The sequence below is a fragment of the Pricia mediterranea genome (genome assembly GCF_032248455.1).
Classification (GTDB): domain Bacteria; phylum Bacteroidota; class Bacteroidia; order Flavobacteriales; family Flavobacteriaceae; genus Pricia; species Pricia mediterranea.
In genome coordinates this window covers 1,567,233-1,591,305 of the sequence record NZ_JAVTTP010000001.1, presented here as the reverse complement: position 1 = coordinate 1,591,305, position 24,073 = coordinate 1,567,233, and the positions used below count along the sequence as shown (strand labels likewise).

Genomic DNA, 24,073 nt, shown 5'->3' with positions numbered 1-24,073 from the left:
TCCCTAATTCTTTCTAATTAACCTGTTAACGATGAATTCAGCACGGTTATACAATTCATCGTAGGTCAATATTTCAACATTTCGACTGTTCTTTCGGTAGAGTTCAAATGTTTTCTTCTTGATTCTGGCTTCCTGATAATTTTCAGCACTTTCTAATTCAGTCCAACTACCAACTATCAAAATAGTCTTAGAATCATATGCTTTTTCAACAATTAAATTTCCCTTGCTATCTTCCTGCGGTTTGTCAAACTTTATTAGTCCAGCCGCTTTTTGTTCTAAAATTTGAGAACAAGCGTTTTGTAAATCTCTAGAAAGTGACCAGGCTCCTGAACGATTCTTATCTTTTCCAAAAAGAGGTGTAGTAGGTTTTTTAAGCTCAATGAAGGTTACAAATTTAGAGTCTGATAGTAAAAAGTCTGTGATAACAGCATTGCCGCCAGACAAATCTTGTTCTGAAACATTCCCCTCTTTTTCTAGTATCCTTTGAAATTTATAGTCTATTCCCAATCCTAAAATCCATTGATTACGTTCGAAAAAGGCTTGCCAAGTGGTTTCTTCCTTTGCCTTCGGTAAGTCAATAAGATCTCTATACTCTTTCCAATATTCTGAATTTGATAGTAATTTCTCAAAATAGTCAAGGCCTCTTTTCCTAAATGCTACATTTACGATATCACGAGATGTGATGATTCCTTCTTCTATTACTGATTCAACGACCTGTTGACCGCCTTCTTTGGCAAGAAGTGTTTTTATAAGTTTGATATTTTCAGGGGTAAGTTCAGAATCGGCAATTTTGATTCGTTTCTCGGAAATCGCAGATAAATCAGTTTGATTCAAAAAACTCAAAAAAGCTTTGAGTTGAGCTAAATTAAATTTGCTAAAACCTACTTTCTGCTTCTTATCCTTTCCAATAAGTTTAATGATTTCAATTCCCTCAATATCATTTTTCTCTTTTATATATACGGCCTTAAGCATGGTTCTAGTGGACAGCCTTATTTCAAATCCTTCCTCATCTTCATGTACTACTTGAAAAAACCTTCCTTTCTCAAACTCATGACTGTACAAGTGATTTGGTTTTGAGTTATTGATAATGTCGTCCTCAGTAGGTACAAGACCAGTTCTTCTATTTCCTAACATATTATTTATGTTCAACAATTCTTATTTCCTCTTCAGTTAGTCCATAAAGTTCATACACCATTGCATCGATTTGTTGCTCAAGGGAGTCAATTTCGGCTTGCAGGTCTTGGGCCTTTTTCTTGTTTTGTTCGAACAGATCGAGCCATTCAAATTCATCAGCCCTTGTAAGAGTATCGACAGTAGGTTGATTTTCTTTTTGTCTATCCCTATTAGTTGTTTTTATGGCCTTGTTCAATTCCTTGATGAACTCCCCAAAATCCAAGTCTTGCCAATTTTCTAGATTTTTGGATGTCTTTATAATTTTGTACGAAGAAATAAAGTGTCGAATAAACTTATCGATTAACTCTTTATGTGAATTATGCGCATGTTGTAATCTATCAACAATAATCTCGAAGTCGTTTTTGGATTTATCATCTGGTAATGCTATTGGGATCAATGATAAATATTGATAGATAAACCTCAAATAGCCGCCTCTAACTTCAGGTGAAATACTTTTGTAGAAAAATGTTATCAGCTTTGAGTTTAGAATTCCGAGTAAATACAAATCTGCATTGCCGATTATGTAAGCAGTATTTACAAGGTAATAGTTATCAGACCTATCTAAAACAAAATTCCCTTGCTTTGAAATATCTGGTAATAATAGCTTTGGTTTATTAAATTCATCATAATAAGCGCAAGATCTTAGTTCCCACCAATAATCTCCTTGGTCTGATCTTTTTTCGGCTTTCTCTTTAAATGTTTCCAAGTGATTAGAAATTCCAGGGAAATTAGCCCTTAAATATTCCCAAGGATTAACATCTATTCTGTTTTCATTCGTCCAGCCACTAGGAATCAAAATGAGATATGTGTCTTTAAAGTCAACAGCATACCGCTTAATGTCTCTACCTGCCAAAAATGGTTTTATTAATTCAATTGCTTTGGAATTGTTACTAATAATCTGATTTTTCTGTTGCTTATCAATCACAAAAGCTTCGTTTAGTCCAGTTTTAATTCCATAGAAAATTTTAGAATCAGTGAAGTCAAGCAATTTTTTGCCTACTACCTTTAGTTTATTAGTTAGCTTACTGATAGACTCATCAACTAAAGACCAAGAGCTTTCAGATAGGTTATTATGTATAACATTAAAATGCGTTTGATCTACTAGCAAATTCAAATCAGGAAAATCTAAATTTTTAGGTAGTGTTACCCTAAACTTTTTGGTTGGACTTTCTGGAGCGATTGTAATGATACAGGGATAAGCAGCTACATTTTTAAAAACGTTTAAATCCCCGAAATCAATGATTTCAATGATGCGTTTCGTTCTTAACCAATCTCTTAATGGTTTGGCATAATTGGCCTGCATCCATTTATTTGCGACAATAATGCTATAAAGACCTTTATTCTTAACTAATTTCTCAACGCTCAACTCAAAGAAATATGTGTATAAATCTGCTGTCCCTTGATAGACATCATAATGCTTTTCTAAATAAGGCTTAACATCCTTGAACAACTCTTGTCTCACATAAGGCGGATTCCCAATAACCACATCGAAACCGCCGTTTATAAACACTTTTGGAAAAGCGTTTTCCCAATCAAAGGCTTTATCTCCGGCAACAGCTTTACTATTTATCAAGCTATTTCCACACTTAATGTTGCTGCTCAAATCATTCAATTTCCGTCGAGGTTGGGCTGTGCGCAACCAAAGTGAAAGCTTGGCAATCTCAACAGACTCTTCATTGAGGTCTACACCGTAAATATTGTTCTCTAAAATGGTATTTTCAATATCAGGGAATTGGAAACCACCACCTAAAACTTTTGCCTTAAGCTCGTCTATATATTGATGTTCTTTTATAAGAAAATCCAATGCTTGATTAAGAAATGCACCAGATCCGCAAGCAGGGTCACAAATAGTCAGTTGTAACAGCCAATTACGGTATTCATCTAAAATGCTGACCAACTTTTGAATAAAGAATCCCTTTCGATTTTTACGCCCTTTAAAATATTCTTCTTCCTTAAAATCAAGTTCTATTTTCTTTTCATCACACAGTTTACCTACCGTATTTTCTACGATGTATTTTGTGATGTATTTGGGCGTATAGAAGACGCCATCCTTTTTACGCTTGCTTTTTTGTTTGTCGAACTCGGCACCTTCGATCTCTGCGTTGACGCTTTCTATCTCGTTCAGCGAATTTTCGAAAATATGACCAAGTATGTTTACATCTACTTGACTCTCAAAGTCATATTTTGCCAGTTTTAACGTATGTCTGTACAACAGATTATCATCGATTTCTAGACCATCAAGAATCGTATCCGGTTTAAAAAGTCCACCATTATAGGCGTAGATTTCCGCCCTGCTAGATGTTCCCTTTCTACCAGTATCTAAATAGTTAAAATATTGTTTGAACAGATTATATAAAGGGCGTTCATCACCAAAGTCCATGTCGGCTTTCCACTTTTCCAGTATTTGTAGTGTAGAATTGGGCGTAAGCAATCCTCTATCCTCCGAAAAAAAGACAAATAGAAAGCGGTCTATCAGTTTTTGTGATTTCTTAAAGAGGGCCAGTTTTACATTTTTGTCAAGACTTTGTAATTCCTGTTGATAGGCAAGGTCGGTTGTTATCTCCTCTAGTTCCTGTTGTCTTGCTGCTCTAATTTTCTTGACATTCCGTTTTACCAAATCACGGAAAAGCTCCCTTTTAAAAAGTGAGTAGTCTTTGTAAAATTCCTCGGTTATCTGCTCCTCCTCGACCAAGGAGTCTTGTTTAATTTTAAGAGGTAAGGCGTTGAGCAAATTGTCTTTGTGCAAGCACAGATACAATAGGGCAAATCTTTCCTGTGTCAGTTGGAAGAGGTCGAAAGGCTCATGCTCTGTGGCATCATCAATATAAAACCTTAATTTTTCGAAATTAGAGGTAATCACATACCGGCAACCTTTATGGTTTACCTTATAGTCGAACGCCTGACGGCGTATACTTTCCAAATCCTTTGTATTAGTGCCCTTTAGTTCCACTACGGCAAGTGTTGTATCATCTTTCAGGATGGCACCATCTGCCTTGCGATTGTTCTTTTCGTTTTTATACTCGGTGGTTAGATTGTACTTGGGACTCGGATTTATGGTGTAGTCGAGCACATTCACAAACAATTCGGTAAGAAAAGTAGCTTGAAATTGCTCTTCCTTGCTACTACGTATATTTTCTTGTATCTCAGCGTTGAGAAAATATTTTGAGTATTTCCGATAAGCTTTTTCAACTGCTGTCGGATCCTGTTGAGATAGGTATTTTTTAAGTACCGATGTTTGAAATAGTGGCATTAATTTTTGGTCAGGTTTAGATTCTTAAAAATAGATTATTTTTCTGATTGAAGGAAAAATCTAACAAGAAACGGTTGTGTAAAATACCCTACGAACTAAGCGAAAAATTATTAACACTTTTTCTTATGAGGCTTATATTCGATTAAATAAGACAAAAAATATTGTTTATTTAGTTATATTTGAATGAAATAAGAAAATAATGATTGAAAAAATATCTAAATCACAAGTTTTAGAACGTATTCAGTTTGAAAATTACTGGTGGCGTAACAACGGTATTGAAGAAGATTATAATGCCATGCAACGCCGATTGTACTTTGATATTTTCAAACCTATGGTATTTGACCGATCCATTAACAGGGCCGTTGTACTAATGGGGCCAAGAAGGGTCGGGAAAACCGTGATGCTACACCATACCATTCAGGAGCTGATAGAAGAGGGTGTGCCCGCCCAAAAAATAATTTTCATTACGGTTGAGAATCCAATATATACGAACATCGCATTAGAAGAGCTTTTCAAATATGCCTTGGAAGCTATTGGAAACCAAAACCCTAAAGACTGTTTCGTGTTTTTTGATGAGATACAGTATTTGAAAGATTGGGAAATTCATTTAAAAACATTGGTGGACAGTTACCGCGGCACAAAATTTATAGTATCCGGAAGTGCCGCTGCGGCCCTAAAGTTTAAAAGCAACGAGAGCGGTGCAGGGCGTTTTACGGACTTTTTATTGCCCCCCCTTACTTTCTATGAATACATACACATCAACAACCTACAGCACCTGATGGTCGAAAGCAGTTTGCTATGGAAAGGGAAGGAACAAGACTTTTATGATACCGTAAACTCTCAATTGTTGAACGAGCATTTTGTGAAGTACATCAATTTCGGAGGGTATCCTGAAATCATATTCTCTCCTCAAATGCAAAAGAACCCAGGGCGCTACATAAAACAGGATATTGTGGATAAAGTACTGTTACGCGACCTACCTAGTTTGTATGGTATTAAAGATGTGCAAGAATTGAATAGGCTCTTCACTACTATTTGTTTTAATACGGCCCATGAGTTTGAATATGAAGAATTGAGTAGAACTTCTGGTGTAAAGAAACACCTGATAAAAACTTATATTGAATATTTAGAGTCCGCTTTTTTGGTCAAAAAAATTAGTAGGGTGGACCAGAGCGGAAAACGTTTCAAAAGAGAGGTAAAGTTTAAAATGTACCTCTCAAACCCATCCTTGTACGCCGCGCTATTTACACCATTGGCGATTACCAATGAAAAACGAATGGGCGACTTGGTGGAAACAGCAATTTACTCACAATGGATGCACCGTGATTGGTTTAATCCGTATTATGCCCGTTGGGGAAAAGGAGAGGTGGACATGGTGGGAATTGATGAAGGCACATTACAACCTATTTGGGCTTTGGAAATAAAATGGAGCAATAGATATGAAGAAAAACCTAGCGAGTTAAAAAGCCTTATTGATTTCTGTAACTCGAATAAATTAACTTCTGCATTGGTTACAACAATTGATGTCAAAACCCAGAAGGAGTTTCAAGGCGTAACCTTGCAATACGTGCCTTGTGCTACCTATGCGTATAATGTTGGAAAGAACACCTTGGACAAAAAGAAATAAATTTTAGAAACTGAAAATGGCAACAAACCACAAGGCGGTAGAGTGATATCGCCGACTAATTTTTCGCCCTTCCTGAAAAATCCGTCCTTTGCCAAGTTCTTTATACAATTTGATAGATTCGATGAATTGGGTTCGGGAATCCTTAATGTAAAACAAGTATATCAAAGCCTATTCGGGTAAAGACAATCCCCAGTTTATTGAAGGTGCTACGTTTAAAACTATAATACCAGTTACCGCGGTGGCAAATGCACTTACAAGTGATGACGGAGCTATTGTCGGAGTAAATGTCGGAGCAATTGAGGGAGCAATTGAAGGAGTAATTGAGGGAGCAACTGAGGGGGTAAAAAAACGTCTTGTTTCAGTAATATCTAAAATTTATGACAAACCCAGTATCAAAGCGGTTGAACTTAGGAAAACTCTGGATGTTTCAGAACGAACGATATTATCCGACCTTAAGCGATTGGAAGGTTATCTTGATTATAAAGGAAGTAAAAAAACAGGGGGATATCATTTGAAAAATAGCATTAAAAAATTACTCGATGCTGCCAAAAATTGATATTGGATAAATTGCAGGATAAATTGCAGGATAAATTGCAGGATAAATTGCAGGATAAATTGATTGATTGACTAATACTGTTAATCCCCAAGACCTTTTTCATAAAATATTCTTCAGGTTTCATTCTGGCTTTTCTACAAGTTTTAGTAAAAGCATAAATAATTGCTATTCTCTATTACAATTTACTGCCGTTAATCTGATATTGAATTTATGTACTTTTTGAGAATTTCCTTTTTACGTCTTCTATCAGCATATCGTAGCATTCGGCTTTCATTGACGGTATACTTTGAAATTGCTGCCATAAAAATCGTTCTCATTTCTGCTCCCTGTTGCGCAGAAAAAATTACGTCGTCACAAAATATATCTACCAACATTTTTTCTATTGAAGTAGTGTTCACTCCATTGATGGTTTGAGTAGGGGCTTCCGTTACTAAAGATGTAATGATTATTGAATCTTTATTATCGGGAAGATACTTGTCGAGTATGTCATTCGTCGGGTCAATGAATACTGAATAATTCGCTTCTTTTAGAAAGTAAAATACAGATTGCGTGGCTTCTTTTTCAACTTCAACCAATATATAAAAGCTGCCCGATTGGTGGGGCATAAATTCGTTCAAAGCTGAGGTGTTCCAAATACAAATTTCCAAATAAGGAAATTCCTTTTGAATCTTGGAATAAATCGATTTCAACTTCGAAGTAATTTCTGGGATATAATTTTTCCCTTCTCCGGTTTCAAACTTTCCCCTACCAATCCTATTAAGAACCCCCATTTGAACCAAGGAGTATACTCTCCAGTTAATGGTAGTCTGCTTTAATTCAGGCTCCAATTTTCGATAAAAGGCCGAAATATCGGCTGTTTTAAAAGCCTCATGAGTTTTGAAATGTTCCTGTAATTGGTCAATTTGTAATTTAGCGTTAGCGATGATTGTTTAATTTCGCATAAAAATACAAAACTATATTACGGCAGCAAAGCCAAAATACTGCCGATAATTGGTCAATAATTATATTCGATTACAAACAATAATCATCTATTTCTTCAAGTATTTGTTCTGAGCTGTATTTATCGATTAGAGATAAATCCAATTCCGTAGCAAAATTGATTAAAAAGTTCTTCAGCTCATGAATGGTGTCTTGTGTTAAATTGCTGTCGTTAGGTTCGTAAATTTTATAGGCTAACTCCCTGCCAAATTTTTTGTCGAATTCACTCTCGTTGAACGTGTTGTCATCACATTCAAATTCGTCTAAATAGCGTAGGTATTTTTGGTTCAGCACCCAAAAGTATAGAGCGGTACGTTCTTCTTTTTTGAGAGCTGCAAAGAAATTCCATACATACGCTGAAAGCTCAAGTTCAATTTCAGGGGGTTTGGTATCCATGCCATAGTAATTGACACTTTGAATTAAATCGGTGACAACTTCAGCTTGGTTCCCTGACTTAAAAGCAAATTTCATCAATAATTTTTTCAGGACTATTTTTTTGAGTGTAATCGATTACGACGGCATTCATTTCCTCTGTTACTAATAATTGATCGTCAATCGTAATCATGATACTATTGGTATATTTTAAAATTAACCTAGTGTGAAGATTTATATTTCTCAAACGAAGCTAATCTTTAATTCGTTCTAATCATCACTATTTGCAGCTTTCTTCGTGGGCTATAATACGCCAGAAAAGAGTTGACCTTATTTTACAACAGCCTGTTTTACTTCATGTAACAATTTTTGTAAATCAACAAGTTGAATTTTCAATTTGTCAGGCTGGTTTTGCCCCAAATGGGCTTTTTTGGTCAACTGGTTGATGTTGTTGCCCAATCTACTTAGTTCAACGTAAACTTTTCGTTCATAAGGGGAAACTTTAAACCTAGGTAATGGTTTACAAGTTATTCGCATCCGTATGTAATCTGCAATTGAGAGTCCACATGATTCTGCATTATGAGCCACAATAAGATAATTATCTACCGTAGTTCTAAAACTAATATGAATCGATTTTAGCGATTCTATGTCTTTTTTTGGTCTTGCCATATTTTATAATTGTGGGGAGAATACCCAACAAGCTTGCAAACAAAGTGCGCAGTTTTTGTATACAAAAACATGGCTTGCTACATGACCTCCGATTAAAATTTAGTTTGAACAGCATTTAGGTTTTTATTTGATGCCCTCAAGATGATATTCCCCTCATTTCTTGGATGAGTGTATCAATGTCATCAGGATGAAATAGAACCCTTCCACCAAGGGATATTTTTTTCAATAACCCTTTTTCTATCCAAGCGTATATTGTAGGTCTTGTTACCTGAAATTTCTTTACCAAGTCGGCAATGGTCAATAATTTATCTTCAGAAGGATTTTCCTGAATGGAATTTTCAACAGGAATAGAATTGCTCTTTTGAAAAAATTCAGCGGGTACATATTCTTTTATCCCGCTATCATCCATAATAAATATTCGTTTCATAATGCTATGATTTTAAGGTTTACTTTATTGAACAAACCTAGCAGTATTGAACGGTATTTTATCCGTTTGCCGTACATGCAATTATGTACGGCAAACAGATAGAAAGAAGAGTGTGAATCGGTCGGGGAATGTGAAAGATAGGGATGAAAAAGCCAAAAAGCTTTTTTATCGCTATCGTTTTTTTTCGAGGGGGTGGTCAAAAAACGATAGTTTTTTGACCACTTCCGCAGAAAGGATGTTGTTAGGGGAAAGAAAAGAAATTGGCTTTATGCCGGAAAGTTTGCGGATACTAAATCGAAGTTCTCCTTCCCCTAACCACAAAGGTCAGGTTTTAGAAAGCCAAGAATTGCAATATTGTATTATATATTGCTATAGTCATATGTTCATATGAAGATATAATCTTATATAGCATTGAAGCCATATAGCAATGGGAAAAGTCAAGAAGAAGATTTTGCTTACCGAATTCCATTGAAATTCAAATTGCAACGGCATATATTTCTTCTTGAAACGAATCGATATTGTCCCAAAAAAGGTCAATTTACGAGAATAATAAAAAAGACCACAAACGGGACTAATTGACAATGGATTTTTTAAAATGCGAAATTGCGATTAAAAAACGACCTTTTTATGAGACAGTTATTTTTTCGACCAATTCTTTGAAAGTTAAGTTGAATCATCATAGCTGCATAAAACACGTATATGTTTTATCCGCTATATTTGGTGCACAATGAACATATGTTTATTATGCCTATGTTGTCTCTCATTTAAATCAACCTATGACCAAGAAATCAAAAATCGCAAAACATAGTTGGTGGATTCTTGGAATCACAGGACTAATTCTCGGATTAATTAAAGGACAGGGAAATGAAACTTGGATTTATATTGGGGTTGTAAACGGAGCTTTTTGGGGTTGGATTTTGGGGTTGATTATGGACTACGTTTTAAATTCATACTTCTACGAAGAACCTAAAGAAAAAATATCACAACCAGTTTTCATTCGGAAAGACCAAACACCGAAAGTCCATAAACCTTCAAATCATAATAAATACACTCCCAAAACCAACGAATTTGAAACCAAAAAAACAATTACTGAAAAACAAACCGATTCTGTCGAAGAACCTAAAATAGAATATAAGGTAAAAGAGAATACTTCAGAAATAAAACAAACACCAAAACAAGTAGCAAAAGAAATTCTGCCAAGCCCTTCAAAAGAGGTAGAGTCGGTATTATCTAATGTTAAATATGTCAATTACAATTTAACCTTTCCAGAAAGCGAATCTAATTTTCCGATTATTAAAGTACCGACAGAAAATTGCGTTGTACGTTCTCATAGGTTTGGCTCAACCAAGAGACGTGGTTTTAAAGAAGATTCTTTTCAAAGAGCAATTGAGTATTTTTTTGCCGATAATTTTGATATTTCAGGCAATATCAGATTAAACACAGGACAAAAAACAAGACCTTTTGAACCAGATATTGCTCTTATTGGTCGTTCAAACCATAATATTAGAATTGATATAGAAATTGACGAACCATACGCAGGAATAACGAGACAACCCACACATTGCTTAGGCGATGATATAAATCGAGATAATTACTTCAAAGACAGAGGTTGGATTGTAATACGATTTTCAGAATATCAGGTTCATACACAAGAAAAAGAATGCCTAAAATATATAGCAGAAATTATTCACTCAATTAATCCAGAACTGAACATTCCAGAAGAATTAAAATTAACTGGGAAAATAACAGAACAGAAAGTTTGGGATATTGTTCAAGCCCAAAAGTGGGAAAAAGCAAAATATCGAGAAGAATATCTAAATCACGTATTCAAGATAACAGAGGAACAAACGGAAACATTAAAACGGGACTTTGATAACCAAGAAAGAGAAGAAGAAAAACTGGTTAATCCAACCTCATTTGGAAAGGAAGATATTGGTAAAAATATTAGCTTTAACAAAATCAATAAGCATCCACACGACAGCCGAATCAAGTTCTATTCTGAAAAGCACGTTTATACTATCGATGGAGTACCCGCACCATCGGCAAGCACAATAATTAGCCGATTTTTTCCTGAATTTGATTCGATCTATTGGTCTATACGTAAAGCACCCGAATTAGGAATGACACCTAGTGAGGTTGCAAAAATGTGGGCAGACAAAGGAAAAAAAGCGAGAGACGAAGGCACATTCCTTCACGAACAAATTGAAAATTACTACTTGGGTATTGACTATGAAGAAACAGAAGAATTTGACCAATTTTGGAATTTTATTAATGACCACGAAGGTTTACAACCTTATCGTTCAGAATGGAGAGTTTATGACGATGATTTAAATATTGCAGGAACTATTGACTTAATTGTTCATAATGGAATTACTCACGACATTTACGATTGGAAACGCAGTAAAAAAGTGGTAAACACTTATAACGGGCAACCTATTGAGCAAAATCAATGGCAACAAGGTGTAGGTGGTTTAAGCCATGTTGACGACACAAGCTATAACCGATATTGTTTGCAACAGAGTCTCTATAAATACATTCTTGAAAAAAATTATGGGATAAGGATTGATAGTATGTATTTGATTGTAATGTACCCTGAAAATGATAATTATTACAAAATAAAGGTTCCTTATCTTAAAGCTGAAATTGAACACATATTGGAAACCGTGTGAAGAAAAAACGAGAGATAACAATGTAAAAAAAATAGGGCAGGAAGGTGCTTAAATAATGTGTTGGGCGTATTTGCAAAGTCGCCAAAGATTTGGCTTTTAGAAAATTAAGGTAAAAACAAAATACAAAAGATTCGGCTTCTGGCGAAACGGAAAGAACATCGCTTACCACTTGTCCTACTTTTCTTATACGAGCGGTTAGCAGCAAGTTAAACTGACATTGCGTTCATAAACACATAATTATAGAATTTGAATGTTAACGTACGTTGAGCTTATAGAATTAAGAGACAAACTCATAAATAATGAGATTGGGATAGAACTTGCAAAAGAGCGATGTTGGAAAGACTTCAAAGAAGGACAACGTTCTTGGCATACAAAAGACTGGAAAGAAAGAAGGCTGAAATTCATTAAAGAAAAATGCCAAATATGCAGTAGTACAGAAACTTTAACGTTACAGCATCTGTCTCATCCAAAGAAATACAACGAATATTTAAGAGAGATAACTAGAACCTACACAAATCACTACATAAATAGCAATTCCGAAATTGATAAATCCCCATATAGAAATCACATATTAGACAATTATGAATATGTGCCGATTCCATTGTGTCCAAATTGTATGAATAAAAACCCGGGCGAAAGGGTAAGAAAAATTCCAAAATATCGATGTGCGGATTGTAAGCACGAATTTGAAGAAGCGATTTATAGGTCGGCAATCGAACTGATTTCTATTTTCTTCAAAGATGAGGACGCATATGAAGTGCGAGATAAGTGCTTTGTTTCAAATGATAAATGGAAAAACAAACATAACCTATCAAATATTAAGTATTGGTTTCAAAGAAATATAGCAAAGAATAAAGACGCTGAATCTATTGAAAAAAAAGCGTTTATACTTTATCTAAACGATAACATTAAATACCTGTCCTTTGAAGATACAATAACAGCTTGTAAAAAATGTGCTTCTAACTATGACTTGTACAAAATGGAATTATGCCCAAAATGTAAGGAGCACTACAAGGGAATTCAATATCCAACTTGTATTCAATGTTTGCCAGAAGAAAAACGAAAAGCGGTAGAGGAAAAAATTGAGTTCGGTAAACAATGGCGAGAAATGGAAAAAAGACTTGGAATTGACTAATAAATTAAAATTAATAAAACCAGTTGCTAATAACTATAAGTAATTGCTTGTTCTCGCCTACTTCTGAAAATCCTCACGGATTTTTAGCTTGGTGTGTACTTGCAAAGTTTATTGCTGACCCACGCAACTACTCGAGCCGAGGCCGTTAAAATCTTATTTTTATCAAAAGTGTTGTAAAGGGAACGTTTTACCGGGCTACTTTAAAAGTATAAGCAATTAAACCGTTCCAACACATCTAGGCTAACCCCCAAGCTTCCTTCAATTTTTGAGCAGCCTCATAATTGGATATTTTCAGGTAACGTCGAAAGGCCTTTTCAGACTTGTGCCCTGAAATTTTCATAATAAGTTGTACATCAATACCATTCAAATAGGCGTTGGTGCAAAATGAGCGACGACAGGTATGTGAACTTATAAGCTTATACTTTTCTAAAAGCTGCGCCTCTTTGATGGTTCCCCGTTTGTGTTCGATTTCAACTTTTTGGTGCAGCTCTGCCGCATCGCCCAATTCCTTTATTCGTCTATTAAAGGTGAAAGAATCAATATCGGGTGCATACCCCTCGTATTTTTTCAATATTGTTTTGACTTGCTTTCGAAGTGGTATCACAATTCGTCCAGAGGTTTTCTTTTGCCGGATATTTAAAAATCCTTCGTTGTCCAAATACTCAGGTCGGATTCTTGAAATATCCGAAAATCGAAGTCCGGTCAAACAACCGATGACGAAAAAATCTTTAACTTTTTCAAGTTCCTTCTCTTCTTTACAATCCACATTTGCAATAGCCTGAATTTCATCATCGGATAAATAAATATGGTCTACTTCTTCTTGAACTACCTTGAATGCCGATAAATCGATAGGCTGAATACGATTTCTGCGCATACGGTCGTTTAGAAAGGCCTTCAGGTTCTTGACCAATTTACCAATGGTATTGTTCTTCATGCCAATACCGCCGTTTTTTAATGGGGCATGATAAGCGAGGTAATCCGTCCATTCCTGGTAAAAATTATAATCAAAAGCATTAAAGTCAATGATGACGCCCGAGAACTCCTGAAATCCTTTTAGATGCTTTGTAAGGGAATTATAATCTTTAATGACATCTTTGACCACCTTACCCCTTTTACTTTCTAAATAGTCCTCGAATTCGTCAAAGAAGTCCTGTAGCGGTTTTTGGTTGATCGAGGGTTCGCCATCTTCGAACTGTTTTTTAAAGAGTTTTTTAGAAAGCGGTTTGTTTTGGTTTTGATAAGTAGAAACGATTTGGCTGGCCAAGCTGTCCATTTGTGTCAACTGAACAAATTCAGAACCCACTTCTTTTGACTTTTTAAGGAATGATTTTTCCTTGTTCCAATACTTGGCTGGAATCTCAATTCCTGTATCGATTTGAATTCTGGAATTGCGATTTTCATAGTATCGTAATTTGACACTATGGTTTCCGTTTAAGTTCGGTTTATCAGATATGTAAAACTTATAATTGTACATCAGCGTGCCGCATTCGTGCCGCATTTTTCATGAAAAGTAGTGTTTTATAGTGTAAAATAAAAATCTATATACATTTAATATACTGATAATCAGTAAAATAATGTATGTTAATGAAAAGTTAAATTGCTATGGAAGCATCCCGTCCAGACCGCCAAGTAAATAAAGGGCTTCCAAGAAATTGGAAGCTTTTTTATTTTTGGGTTGCACGCAGATTGCACGCGGTTTTTTGATCTTTTCTAGATTAATTATATTCTATTCCATCCCAATTCAAAAATCAGGCTTAAATATGGGACTAGCTTCGTTTGAAAAAATCATAGAACACTTTTAGGACTCACTCATCTAATTTTTCCCTATTAAAGTGGCGAAAAGGTTTTATTTAAAAGTTTTGGGTTAACTAAGAGAACACTTATACAAGCTCTATGCTAAGGATGATTCTTTCTATCAAGCCTTTTTTTGATACCATGAAACGAATGATCGACAATCCTAATTTAGGGCAGGCTTATCATTAGCTGGGTGAAACTGGTTTTTAAAAACTAAATTTCACTCAATATGTTCCAGCCATGCAGTTATTTCCTGGGTGTGGATACGGTAATTTACGATTTCTTGAGGCAAACTCTTTACATCGGAAAATTGAGAAATAAACTTGTTCGCTTCGGTCACCGAAGAAAAATAATCATTTTGAATAAGCTTTTTTGATAAAAGAGTGGCGATTTTGGCTAAATCGGAAGCTTTGAATTCCGGGTGGTACTGTACCCCAAAAAACGACGATTTTTTATAATCAAAAGTCAATGCCTGTACCTTAGAATGGGTGTTATAGGCCAAAACTACGCCGTTTTCGGGAATTTTTACTACTTCATCAAAATGAATGCAGAGTGCTGAGTAGTTTGAATTTCTTTTCGGAAAAAATGGACCGTCAGTAGCGGCTTCTGTCAGCATGATTTCCTTGGCGATTCCAAACTCCAATCCGTTTTCACCACGTTTTATCTCGCCACCTGCTACCGTTACGGCTATCTGTAATCCCCAACAACTTCCGTAAATAGGTGTCCCACTTTCAAAAACGGTCTCCGCAAAATCAAGTTGATCGGTAACCGAAGGTATATTTTCTGTTACGCTTAAAGCACTTCCGGTCCATAGAACCCCATCATATCCTGTTAACTGTATAGCAGTTGGTAAACTTTTGGGGCCGTCGGCGGGAAAGGCCACTTCTGTTTGTACGTTAGGACATAAAAAGTCGAGCATTTCCTTGAAAATAACGTGATAGGGCTTTATACCAAAAGCTTGCCTTTGCGCCCGTGCTTCTTTATTATTGCCCTCTACAATGAGTAGCTTCATGCTATAAAATGTTTAACTCGCCGTTTACCGCCGCTTTAAATAACTTCTCCAGATCATCCTCATTCAAAGGCTTGGCATTTGAAGGGGTAGAGGGATCTTTGAAAGCCATCTTCCCGATTCTTTCGGCTTCATCGTCGTTAATTCCGATCTCCTTTAGTGTATGGGGTATATTTAACTCTTTTCTTAGTTGTAAAATGTATTCAATTATTGCATCGGTACCCTGTTTCTTTAGTTCCAACACCTTGCTCAAGTACACCATTTTTTCTTCAATTGCGGATTGATTTTGCTTTAGGGCATAAGGCAATAAAATTGCATTGAGCAGACCATGTTCTTTGTTATATATCGCTCCCAATTGATGTGCGATCGAATGCACGGACCCCAGTCCTTTTTGAAATGCCGTTGCGCCCATAGAAGCGGCAACTAACATTTGGCCCCTAGCCTGGACATCGGTCCCATTGTTAAATGCCTTTGGTAAATACTTTGATATTATCCTAATAGCTTCGATAGCGATTCCTTCGGCCATAGGATGATATCCTGGGGCAATATAGGCTTCGATGGCATGTACCATGGCATCTACTCCCGTCCAAGCAGTAATATGAGGGGGCAGCCCAAGGGTCAGTTCGGGATCTACAATGACTGTTCCTGGCAACATTTTGGGATGGAAGATTATCTTTTTCGTCTGTGATCTTTTATCTAAGATTACAGAAGCTCTTCCTACTTCAGATCCGGTTCCCGCGGTGGTGGGAATGGCAATTATTGGGGCTATTCCGTCTATTTCGGCACGGGCCCAATTATCCCCCACATCCTCAAAATCCCATAGGGAGCGGGATTGTCCTGACATAAAGGCAATAGCCTTGGCCGCATCGAGTGCAGATCCCCCTCCAAATGCTATGACCCCGTCATGGCGATTTTTATTGTAGTGGAGTACCCCTTTGAGCACATTGGCTTCCGTAGGGTTGCCCTGTACCGAGCTGTATGTGGTAAAATCTATGTTCGCTTCCCTTAGTATTCGTTTAACCTCTTCAAAAACATCCAATTTCACCAATCCATTATCGGTAACCAAAAGGGGTTTTTTGATTCCTGATTTTTGACATGATAAAGGAAGGTCTATTATTCTGCCAGCTCCGAACCATATTGTAGTCGGAAAATTCCAATTTGTATTCATTAACTCCATTATTACCCCTTTGCTTAAACTTTCAAAAAAATTGAGGAATCCCTTCTTATTACTTTATTTCGCGAAAATGGAAAGATTTTACCTTGGTCAGGTGGTCGTATCCGAACTTCGAGAGAGTAACGCCTCTTCCCGAATTCTTGTAGCCGGTCCAGGCCAGGGCGGGATCTAGATAATCACAGCGATTCATAAATATAGTACCTGCCTCAACCCGGCCCGCTATGCTTTGTGCTTCGTCCATATCGTCTGTCCACAGGGAGGCGGTAAGGCCGTATTTAGAATCGTTCATCAATCCAATAGCTTCTTCATCATTCTTAACTTTCATGATTCCCACTACCGGACCAAAACTTTCTTCGGTCATCACCGCCATGTCGTGATTCACATCTACTAAAACATGGGGCGATAGATACGGAGTCCCTTTTTTGGAAGAAGGAAACAAGGTTTCGTCTATCAACGATCTTGCCCCTTTATGCAAGGCCCGTCCGATCTGTGCCCTTACAAAGTCGGCAGCTTCCGTTTTCACCATGGGCCCCAGATCGGTATCCTGCTCCAAAGGATTGCCCAGAATGTATTTCTTGGCCAAGCTAACAAAGCCGTCGATAAATCTATTGTAAACGGCCTCATGGACATAAATTCTTTCAATGCCGCAACAAGATTGCCCGCTGTTAAAGAACGACCCGTCCAACAAATTTTCGATACTGTGCTCCAAGTTGGCATCGGCCCTTACGTATGCGGGATCCTTCCCCCCCAATTCCAGTCCACAGGGGATGAACGAGTCGGTCAGGGCGTGCTGTATCGCTATTCCTCCTTTTACCGATCCCGTAAAGCAAACACCTCCTAGTTTGGGATCTGCAATCAGCCGGGCCGTATTCTCATGGTTTAAATGTAAAATTTGGAATACACCTTTGGGAAGGCCTGCCTTAATTGCAGCTTGGGCATAGCGTTCCGCGACCAAGGGTGTTTGAAATGAATGCTTTAACAGTACCACGTTTCCTGCCATTAAAGCGGGAACTATGGCGTTTACCGAGGTCAGGAAGGGATAGTTCCAAGGGCTCATTACGCCTATTATACCAAGGGGAACCCGTTCGACGAATCGTTTTCCCATGCTTTGCCCTTCCGGCACAAAGGGATGTAGAGCCTCTTCGGCGATTCCGATCATATAGTCGGCACGGTCCTTAAACCCGTTGATCTCCCCGGGAGACTGGGCGACGGGCCTTCCCATCTGCCATGTAATCTCGGTTGCGATATCCGCTTTGTCGGCCACGATCGCTGCTACAAAAGAGGTCACGAACGTAGCTCTTTCATTAATGGACAGAGCGGCCCAATCGGGAAATGCTCTGTGGGCCAAGCTGATAGCATTTTCGATGTCTCTTGTGCCGTGTTCGGTGGTAGAGCGGTATACCGAGCCATCTATGGGTGAAATAGTGTCCCTCATGTCTATATGATTTCAAAATATCGGTTCAGTTGCCAATCGGTTATGGCCATACGTTGCTGTCGGTCTTCCCATTCACGGGTGTACGCGTAATGGTCCACAAAGGCATCCCCGAATAGGTTACGGGCAGCCTTTGAATTTTTAAACTGCTCGGCGGCCTGGGTCAACGTTCTTGGCAGTTGTAGCTTATCGGGAAAGTTGACATCATAAGCGTTTCCGCAAACAGGCTCCAAAGGTTCTATTTTGTTTTCAATACCCCATAGGCCGGAACCTAAGGCCGCTGCGAGAGCCAGATGTGGATTAATATCGGCAGCGGAGACCCGGTATTCTACCCGTTGTGATTTTGCGCTTCCGGGAATGGCCCTGATTGCACAGGTGCGGTTATCGATTCCCCAGGATGCATCGGTGGGGGCCCAAAAGCCTGGGATAAGCCGAGTATAGCTATTACAGGTCGAGGCTACCATAGCCAAGACTTCGGGCATCAAATGTTGCTGCCCGCCGATGAACCAGCGCATTACATCCGACATATTATTGGTTTTGTTTTTATCATAAAATGCTGCTGTGCCATCCTTTCTTTGAAGAGAGATATGGATATGACCGGATTGTCCCGGATACCTTGGCGACCATTTGGCCATAAAACCGGCCATAATATTTTTTTGTTGCGCCCAGACCTTAATAAATGTTTTAAAAAGAACTCCGTTATCCGCGGATCTCAGAGCCTCGGAATGCTCAATGGCACCCTCGAAAACCCCCGCCCCGGTTTCCGTATGGAGTCCTTCCAAGGGCATTCCCATTTCCTCGGTCAGGGTCATTATTTCATGGTATAAACTGGCGTGGGAAGAGCAGCGTAGTACGGAATAGCCAAAATTGCCTGGGGTAATCGGTTCTAAATTGTTGTAATTTTTATCCCTGGCGGATTTTGGTGTTTCGTTGAATAGAAAAAACTCAAATTCAAAGGCGGCCGTAACCGAATATCCTAAATCGTCCAATCTGGACAAGGTCTTTTTTAGGATTGATCTGGGACAGACCTTGGCTGCTTCGCTATCCGAAAAATCCGCAAGAAGAATTACCGACTTGTTATCTTCGGTGGGAAGCATCCTTAAACTGGAGGGGTCAATTGTAGCCATTGTATCTGTAAAGCCGTCCTTCCACCCCGTGAAGGAATCTTCCCTGTACAACTCATCGTTGGAATCCCATCCGAAAACCACATTACAGAATCCAAAACCTTTATCTAAAGCAGATAGAAACTTGTTTTTGTTTACATATTTGCCCCGAAGCACGCCGTCCATATCGACGACGGCCAATTTTACATTTTTAATCTGATTGTCCTCAATATATTTCTTGACCGTTTCGATATTCATTCTTGGTTCATTTTTTTCATACTATCCGTGGTTTGCTAAAATGGGACAAATCGACCCATAACGGGTTAATTTTTCTCAAGCACTTTAATTTAGTTGTTTTTTTTGGTTCCATGCTCCAGCGCAAATTCCTCCTCAGGGGAAAGAATTAGACGATGTCTGCCTCTCATTGCAAAATATATCAGCCCAATTGCCAAATACGCCATGGCAATGAACACCGCCGTTCTGTAGGACTTGTCCTGGAGTTGAAAATAAATAATCAAGGCGGCCAGAAAAATAGTGACCCATGCCCCAAGATTACCGAGCGGACTTACGTAAGGTCGCTCCATATCAGGTTTTCTTCTTCGCAGTAAAATGAACGACCCACATTGCAGGATATAAGACAACATTGCACTAAAAACCGCTATATTCAGTAAGGCTCCGCCTATGAATACTCCGCTTTCCTCACCTGCCAGAAACCGTGTTATCAACAAAACTGCGAATCCTATGGCAGAACCTAAAATCAAGGCTGTATAGGGGGTTTTTCTTTTACTGTGTGTGACGGAAAAAAATACTGGAAAATAACCGGCTCTCGACAGGGAATAGATTTGTCTCCCGAACGCGAAGATTATAGTATGAAAAGATGCTATTAATCCAATAGAGGCTACAAGAGCCAGGATTTTGGCAATATTGTCGCCGAATAAAACCTTATAACCGTCTAACAGAGGTTCTCCCGATTGAGATAATGCATATGACCCTAGAGGAGTCGAAGCATTTAACCACAACATTAAAAATGCAGATATAATTAATGTTATAATGCCATAGGTTAGTCCTTTAGGCATGTCCTTTTCCGGATCCATGGATTCTTCGGCCGCCAATGGTAACTGCTCAATGGCCAAAAATAACCAAACCGCAAAAGGCATCGCCTTTAGGGCCCCCGACAGACCAAATGGAAACATTTCCCCTCCGCCACCTTCCAAATGTTCGGCTTGAGCGTTCGCTCCTGCTTTTATATCCAATGCGTACCGGGTAAAATCCACACTCCCTACAGCCGATACCCAATAGACCATAAGACAGGCTAATGCCAACAATGTTAGTGCCACGGTAAAGCGAAAAGACATCTCTACGCCCACTATGTTCAGACCGGTGAATACCAAGTAAAAGCCAAACCACCAGAAGGGCAGCATTTCAGGAGTGGTTCCGAAGATGCCGGACATATAATGGCTGAGAAAGAAGACGATTACCGCTGGGGTCAAAATAAATTCCAGGTTTTCGACCAAGCCGGTGAAAAAACCGCCCCAAGGGCCCATTGCCGATCTTGCGAACGAATAGGCCCCTCCGGTATGCGGCAGGGCGGGCGACATCTCGGCGACACTTTGGGTAAGACCGACATACATTAATGCCACCAAAATAGTGGCAACGAACATACCGCCCCATCCACCGGAAGCCAGACCAAGGTTCCATCCCGAAAAATGACCTGAAATGACTGCACCCACACCAAGGGCCCAAAGTGACCAGACCCCTGCATGGCGTTTAAGTTCTCTGGACTCAAAGTAGCTTTTGTCCATTTTCTTATACTTCACGCCTTTTGCCATGTTGGTGGTTTAAAAATTAATGGTCGATTATGGAATTGATTTTGGAAATCGGATTTTGACCCGACCGGTAATTAAAAAATATTTAATAGTCTAAGAATTCAAACTCTGGGCCCATCTCGTCTTGGTTTGTTTTCATGTTCAAGAGTTTTGTGACGGACGCTGCGATCTGGTTCGTATATAATTGTTCATTTGCAGTAATCTCTCCTTTTGCTGCCACTCCTTTCCCGAAAGCTATAACCCAGACTTCATCCGCTCCTTTAACGTCATCTCCGTGATGTTGCCACGTCTCTAAAGGATTGGTTCCGCGCCCGTGGTCCGTGGTAATAATGAACGTGGTTTTGCCATTGTAATAGGGATCGCTTTGGACAAACTGCCACAATTCTTCAATAAAACCATCCGTTCTGTGTGCCGACTCCAAATAGGCCTGATAATTTCCGTCATGTGCAAAGTCGTCCGTCTCCCCATAAGCAATGTAAATTAAATCGGGATGGTTTTTTTTCATTTGTTCCATGGCGTATCCATGGGTAAAGGCGTCAAGACGCACTGAGCCCCATGGACTTGGGACCCTAGTTTGCATCCGGTTCAAAAACTTTTCCTTTTCGGTCAAATCGGTGCCTCGAGCTGCTTCAAACCCTGCATTCACCGGAACCCCTGAGCGTTTCTCATTGATAATGTATGGGAAAACGTCCCAGCTACCGAAGGCACTGACCTTTCCTTTATACTCGGGAGTAGAATTCGCTTTTTCCAAGATGGTCATATTCGGATTGTCTATCTTATCATTGCTTGAAATCCTTTTATCATCGGCTTTCCCCGTCAATATTTCGTTATACCCTGGATAGGAGAACCAATGGGTATTTGTGAGGTTCATTTTGCTTTCCAGCCGTCTGTTCCCGTGTAACTGCCCATTTTTCTCAACCCAATCCCAAACGAAAGGCATTAATTTCTGCCTTCTTTTCGTTGCTGTTCCATGCCAATACTTATTTTTCAAATCTGTAGTATCGCTAACATATTTTTGGTTCGTGATAAGCAGGGAATCCGCTCCGGAAAACAGCTCTTGCCAACGAAATCCATCCAAGGTTATCAAAATGACCTTTGGGTTGTCATTGGTCTGCGCTTGTAATTCGGACAGTGGAAAGCTGCTAAAAAACAAAATACACGTTGCAAAGAATATTTTCATGGTCAGGGTGTGTCAGAATTTTAATTTAAAAAAAATAGGTTGCGCTTTACAGGCAGAGTTCGATAAAGACTCAAAAGGGTTCTCAATCAATAGTAAGCAAGGTGTTAGTTGCTATCCGTAGTATCCCACCAAAGCCTGGTGTTTAAATCATCTCCGCCAATTTGGTTTACGGCTTCCTGATAGTTCGCATTATTGGTGGATTTAACTTCATTGGGATACAGGAACCGCACGGGAACTTGTCCGTTATTGGCGGCGTCTTGACCGGGTACAATTTCTGGCATACCCGTCCGCCGCCAATCGGACCACGCTTCAAAACCTGTGTAAAAAAGCGAAATCCATTTTTGAAGGGCAATTTTTTCCAACCTTTCAGCCGTAGATCCTGCGTAAACCACATCGTTCTGGGCAATATAGCCATCAAGATCAAAGCTCTGAAGATTGGCCGCTATTTCGTTCCAACCCCCTGCGACTATCCTATCGGTATAATAGCCAAACGACGCTCGTATTCCTTTTTCATAATATTGTCCGGCCTCCCCCAAGGAAATAAAACCCCGCTCCCTCGCTTCCGCCAGAATAAATTGAAGTTCCGCATAATCCATTAGTATGGTCTGTGAGGCCGTAGGGGAAGCATTTTCCTCGTCGCATGCCCGACAAGTCAACAAAACTCCCAAACGGGAGATGTAATTAGAACCTGCCTCGGCCGGATTCCCGGACGGACTATAGGCCAGTGCAGCGGCATCGTCCAACCCGTTGGGCATCCCTACGTAGTCATCCAAATTATCCGAATAAATACCTTCTCCCGATGCGGATGTAGGCTGCGCGTATACGATCAAACGTCTGTCATTCAATTCCTTTAGACGCGTTTCCAAGGTCAAGCTCAGCCTAACTTCGTCAAAGCTTCCGGAACGGGTCTCGAATTTAGGTTGGGGGTCGTCCGAATTCCATTGGACGGCGGCATTATCTTCATTACCCTCAAAAACAGGGTAGGTATCCGGGTCATTGACTATCTCGTTCATACCAGCTACCGCGGTTTGGTTATCTACATTGCTTATCCGCATCAAATGTCTTAGTCGCAGTGAATTGGCAAATTTCCGCCATTTATTCACATCACCGCCGTAGAGAATATCTCCTGAAATATTGTCCATACCCGTTAAAATCTGATTCGCACTTTTTAGATCCGCAAGAATTCCGCTGTATATTTCCTGCTGTGGGGTGAATTCCGGGGTAATGTTACCCTCACTAATCCCTTTTGTGGCATTCGTATATGGTACGGCACCATAGGCGTCGGTCAAGTAGGAATATATCCACGATTTTACGATTAGGCCTACTCCGTAATAATTCTGCAAATTCGGATTTTCCTTAGTCTCCCTTAGAATGTTTTCCACGTCTCGCATACTGTCATAAGCATCGAAATATGGGTCGTTCGTGGGCGACCAGTTGTATCTATCTCCAGAAGTGAACTGAAGCCTAGCGCCGTACTGTACCACCGTAAAACCTTCATCCCATCCCTGATCGCCCCAGTTATAAGCCATTTGGCGGATGACGCCCGGCAATAAAAGCTCCGGTGAGGCCTGTTCTGGGAAATTCGGGTTTTGATTGATTTCTTCAAAGTCTTCAGTGCAACCCCAAAAAGTTACTACCGCCAATAGCACAATGAAAAATGTTCCGGTCCGTTTCTGTATGTTTTTCATATTCTTTGGTA

18 protein-coding genes are annotated in these 24,073 nt (G+C 39.1%); 4 read left to right on the top strand and 14 right to left on the bottom strand.

Annotated features, from left to right (window positions below; all coding sequences use genetic code 11):
• Window positions 1-3: 3 nt before the first annotated feature.
• Both RQM65_RS06650 and RQM65_RS06645 read right to left on the bottom strand, forming a co-directional pair.
• Window positions 4-1,134: a Shedu immune nuclease family protein gene (locus RQM65_RS06650; protein ID WP_314013604.1), complete on the bottom strand. Its 1,131-nt coding sequence runs from the start codon at window positions 1,132-1,134 to the stop codon at window positions 4-6.
• 1 nt (window position 1,135) lies between these two features.
• A complete protein-coding gene (locus RQM65_RS06645; protein WP_314013602.1) occupies window positions 1,136-4,423 on the bottom strand; it encodes an Eco57I restriction-modification methylase domain-containing protein in 3,288 nt (1,095 codons plus the stop codon).
• A 199-nt stretch (window positions 4,424-4,622) separates the two neighbouring features.
• Between RQM65_RS06645 and RQM65_RS06640 the strand changes: the two genes are divergently transcribed.
• The gene (locus RQM65_RS06640; protein WP_314013601.1) at window positions 4,623-6,050 is read left to right on the top strand and encodes an ATP-binding protein; all 1,428 of its coding nucleotides are present in this window, start codon (window positions 4,623-4,625) and stop codon (window positions 6,048-6,050) included.
• A gap of 238 nt (window positions 6,051-6,288) precedes the next feature.
• Window positions 6,289-6,606, top strand: coding sequence for an HTH domain-containing protein (locus tag RQM65_RS06635; RefSeq protein ID WP_314013599.1), 318 nt, complete (start codon window positions 6,289-6,291; stop codon window positions 6,604-6,606).
• Between the two features lie 191 nt (window positions 6,607-6,797).
• On the opposite strand, the gene RQM65_RS06630 is transcribed toward RQM65_RS06635, so the two are convergent.
• The 4 genes from RQM65_RS06630 to RQM65_RS06615 form a co-directional block, all read right to left on the bottom strand.
• The gene (locus RQM65_RS06630) at window positions 6,798-7,433 is read right to left on the bottom strand and encodes a DUF6577 family protein (RefSeq protein WP_314013597.1); all 636 of its coding nucleotides are present in this window, start codon (window positions 7,431-7,433) and stop codon (window positions 6,798-6,800) included.
• A 184-nt stretch (window positions 7,434-7,617) separates the two neighbouring features.
• Complete coding sequence (locus tag RQM65_RS06625) at window positions 7,618-8,055, bottom strand: hypothetical protein (protein WP_314013595.1); 438 nt, start codon at window positions 8,053-8,055, stop codon at window positions 7,618-7,620.
• A gap of 231 nt (window positions 8,056-8,286) precedes the next feature.
• Entirely contained in the window at window positions 8,287-8,625 is a 339-nt protein-coding gene (locus RQM65_RS06620; RefSeq protein WP_314013593.1) for a plasmid mobilization protein, read from the bottom strand.
• 136 nt (window positions 8,626-8,761) lie between these two features.
• Window positions 8,762-9,052, bottom strand: a complete 291-nt coding sequence (locus RQM65_RS06615) for a helix-turn-helix domain-containing protein (RefSeq protein WP_314013591.1) — start codon at window positions 9,050-9,052, stop codon at window positions 8,762-8,764.
• Between the two features lie 776 nt (window positions 9,053-9,828).
• Here RQM65_RS06615 and RQM65_RS06610 point away from each other — a divergent pair.
• Window positions 9,829-11,721: a hypothetical protein gene (locus tag RQM65_RS06610; protein WP_314013589.1), complete on the top strand. Its 1,893-nt coding sequence runs from the start codon at window positions 9,829-9,831 to the stop codon at window positions 11,719-11,721.
• A 250-nt stretch (window positions 11,722-11,971) separates the two neighbouring features.
• Window positions 11,972-12,856 carry a hypothetical protein gene (locus tag RQM65_RS06605; RefSeq protein ID WP_314013587.1) on the top strand — a complete coding sequence of 295 codons (885 nt, stop codon included), beginning with the start codon at window positions 11,972-11,974 and terminating at the stop codon, window positions 12,854-12,856.
• 235 nt (window positions 12,857-13,091) lie between these two features.
• On the opposite strand, the gene RQM65_RS06600 is transcribed toward RQM65_RS06605, so the two are convergent.
• The 8 genes from RQM65_RS06600 to RQM65_RS06565 all read right to left on the bottom strand — a co-directional run bounded on the left by RQM65_RS06600 (window position 13,092) and on the right by RQM65_RS06565 (window position 24,062).
• Window positions 13,092-14,354: a site-specific integrase gene (locus RQM65_RS06600; protein ID WP_314013585.1), complete on the bottom strand. Its 1,263-nt coding sequence runs from the start codon at window positions 14,352-14,354 to the stop codon at window positions 13,092-13,094.
• Between the two features lie 516 nt (window positions 14,355-14,870).
• Window positions 14,871-15,569 carry a type 1 glutamine amidotransferase gene (locus RQM65_RS06595; protein WP_314013584.1) on the bottom strand — a complete coding sequence of 233 codons (699 nt, stop codon included), beginning with the start codon at window positions 15,567-15,569 and terminating at the stop codon, window positions 14,871-14,873.
• 94 nt (window positions 15,570-15,663) lie between these two features.
• The gene (locus RQM65_RS06590) at window positions 15,664-16,827 is read right to left on the bottom strand and encodes an iron-containing alcohol dehydrogenase (RefSeq protein WP_314013583.1); all 1,164 of its coding nucleotides are present in this window, start codon (window positions 16,825-16,827) and stop codon (window positions 15,664-15,666) included.
• A 58-nt stretch (window positions 16,828-16,885) separates the two neighbouring features.
• Complete coding sequence (locus RQM65_RS06585) at window positions 16,886-18,268, bottom strand: aldehyde dehydrogenase family protein (RefSeq protein WP_314013582.1); 1,383 nt, start codon at window positions 18,266-18,268, stop codon at window positions 16,886-16,888.
• A 2-nt stretch (window positions 18,269-18,270) separates the two neighbouring features.
• A complete protein-coding gene (locus RQM65_RS06580) occupies window positions 18,271-19,626 on the bottom strand; it encodes a glutamine synthetase family protein (protein ID WP_314013581.1) in 1,356 nt (451 codons plus the stop codon).
• An 89-nt stretch (window positions 19,627-19,715) separates the two neighbouring features.
• Window positions 19,716-21,197 (bottom strand): amino acid permease, encoded by a 1,482-nt coding sequence (locus tag RQM65_RS06575; RefSeq protein ID WP_314013579.1) that lies wholly within the window; start codon window positions 21,195-21,197, stop codon window positions 19,716-19,718.
• A gap of 82 nt (window positions 21,198-21,279) precedes the next feature.
• Window positions 21,280-22,374 (bottom strand): alkaline phosphatase family protein, encoded by a 1,095-nt coding sequence (locus RQM65_RS06570; RefSeq protein ID WP_314013577.1) that lies wholly within the window; start codon window positions 22,372-22,374, stop codon window positions 21,280-21,282.
• 104 nt (window positions 22,375-22,478) lie between these two features.
• The gene (locus RQM65_RS06565) at window positions 22,479-24,062 is read right to left on the bottom strand and encodes a SusD/RagB family nutrient-binding outer membrane lipoprotein (RefSeq protein WP_314013575.1); all 1,584 of its coding nucleotides are present in this window, start codon (window positions 24,060-24,062) and stop codon (window positions 22,479-22,481) included.
• Between the last annotated feature and the right edge of the window lie 11 nt (window positions 24,063-24,073).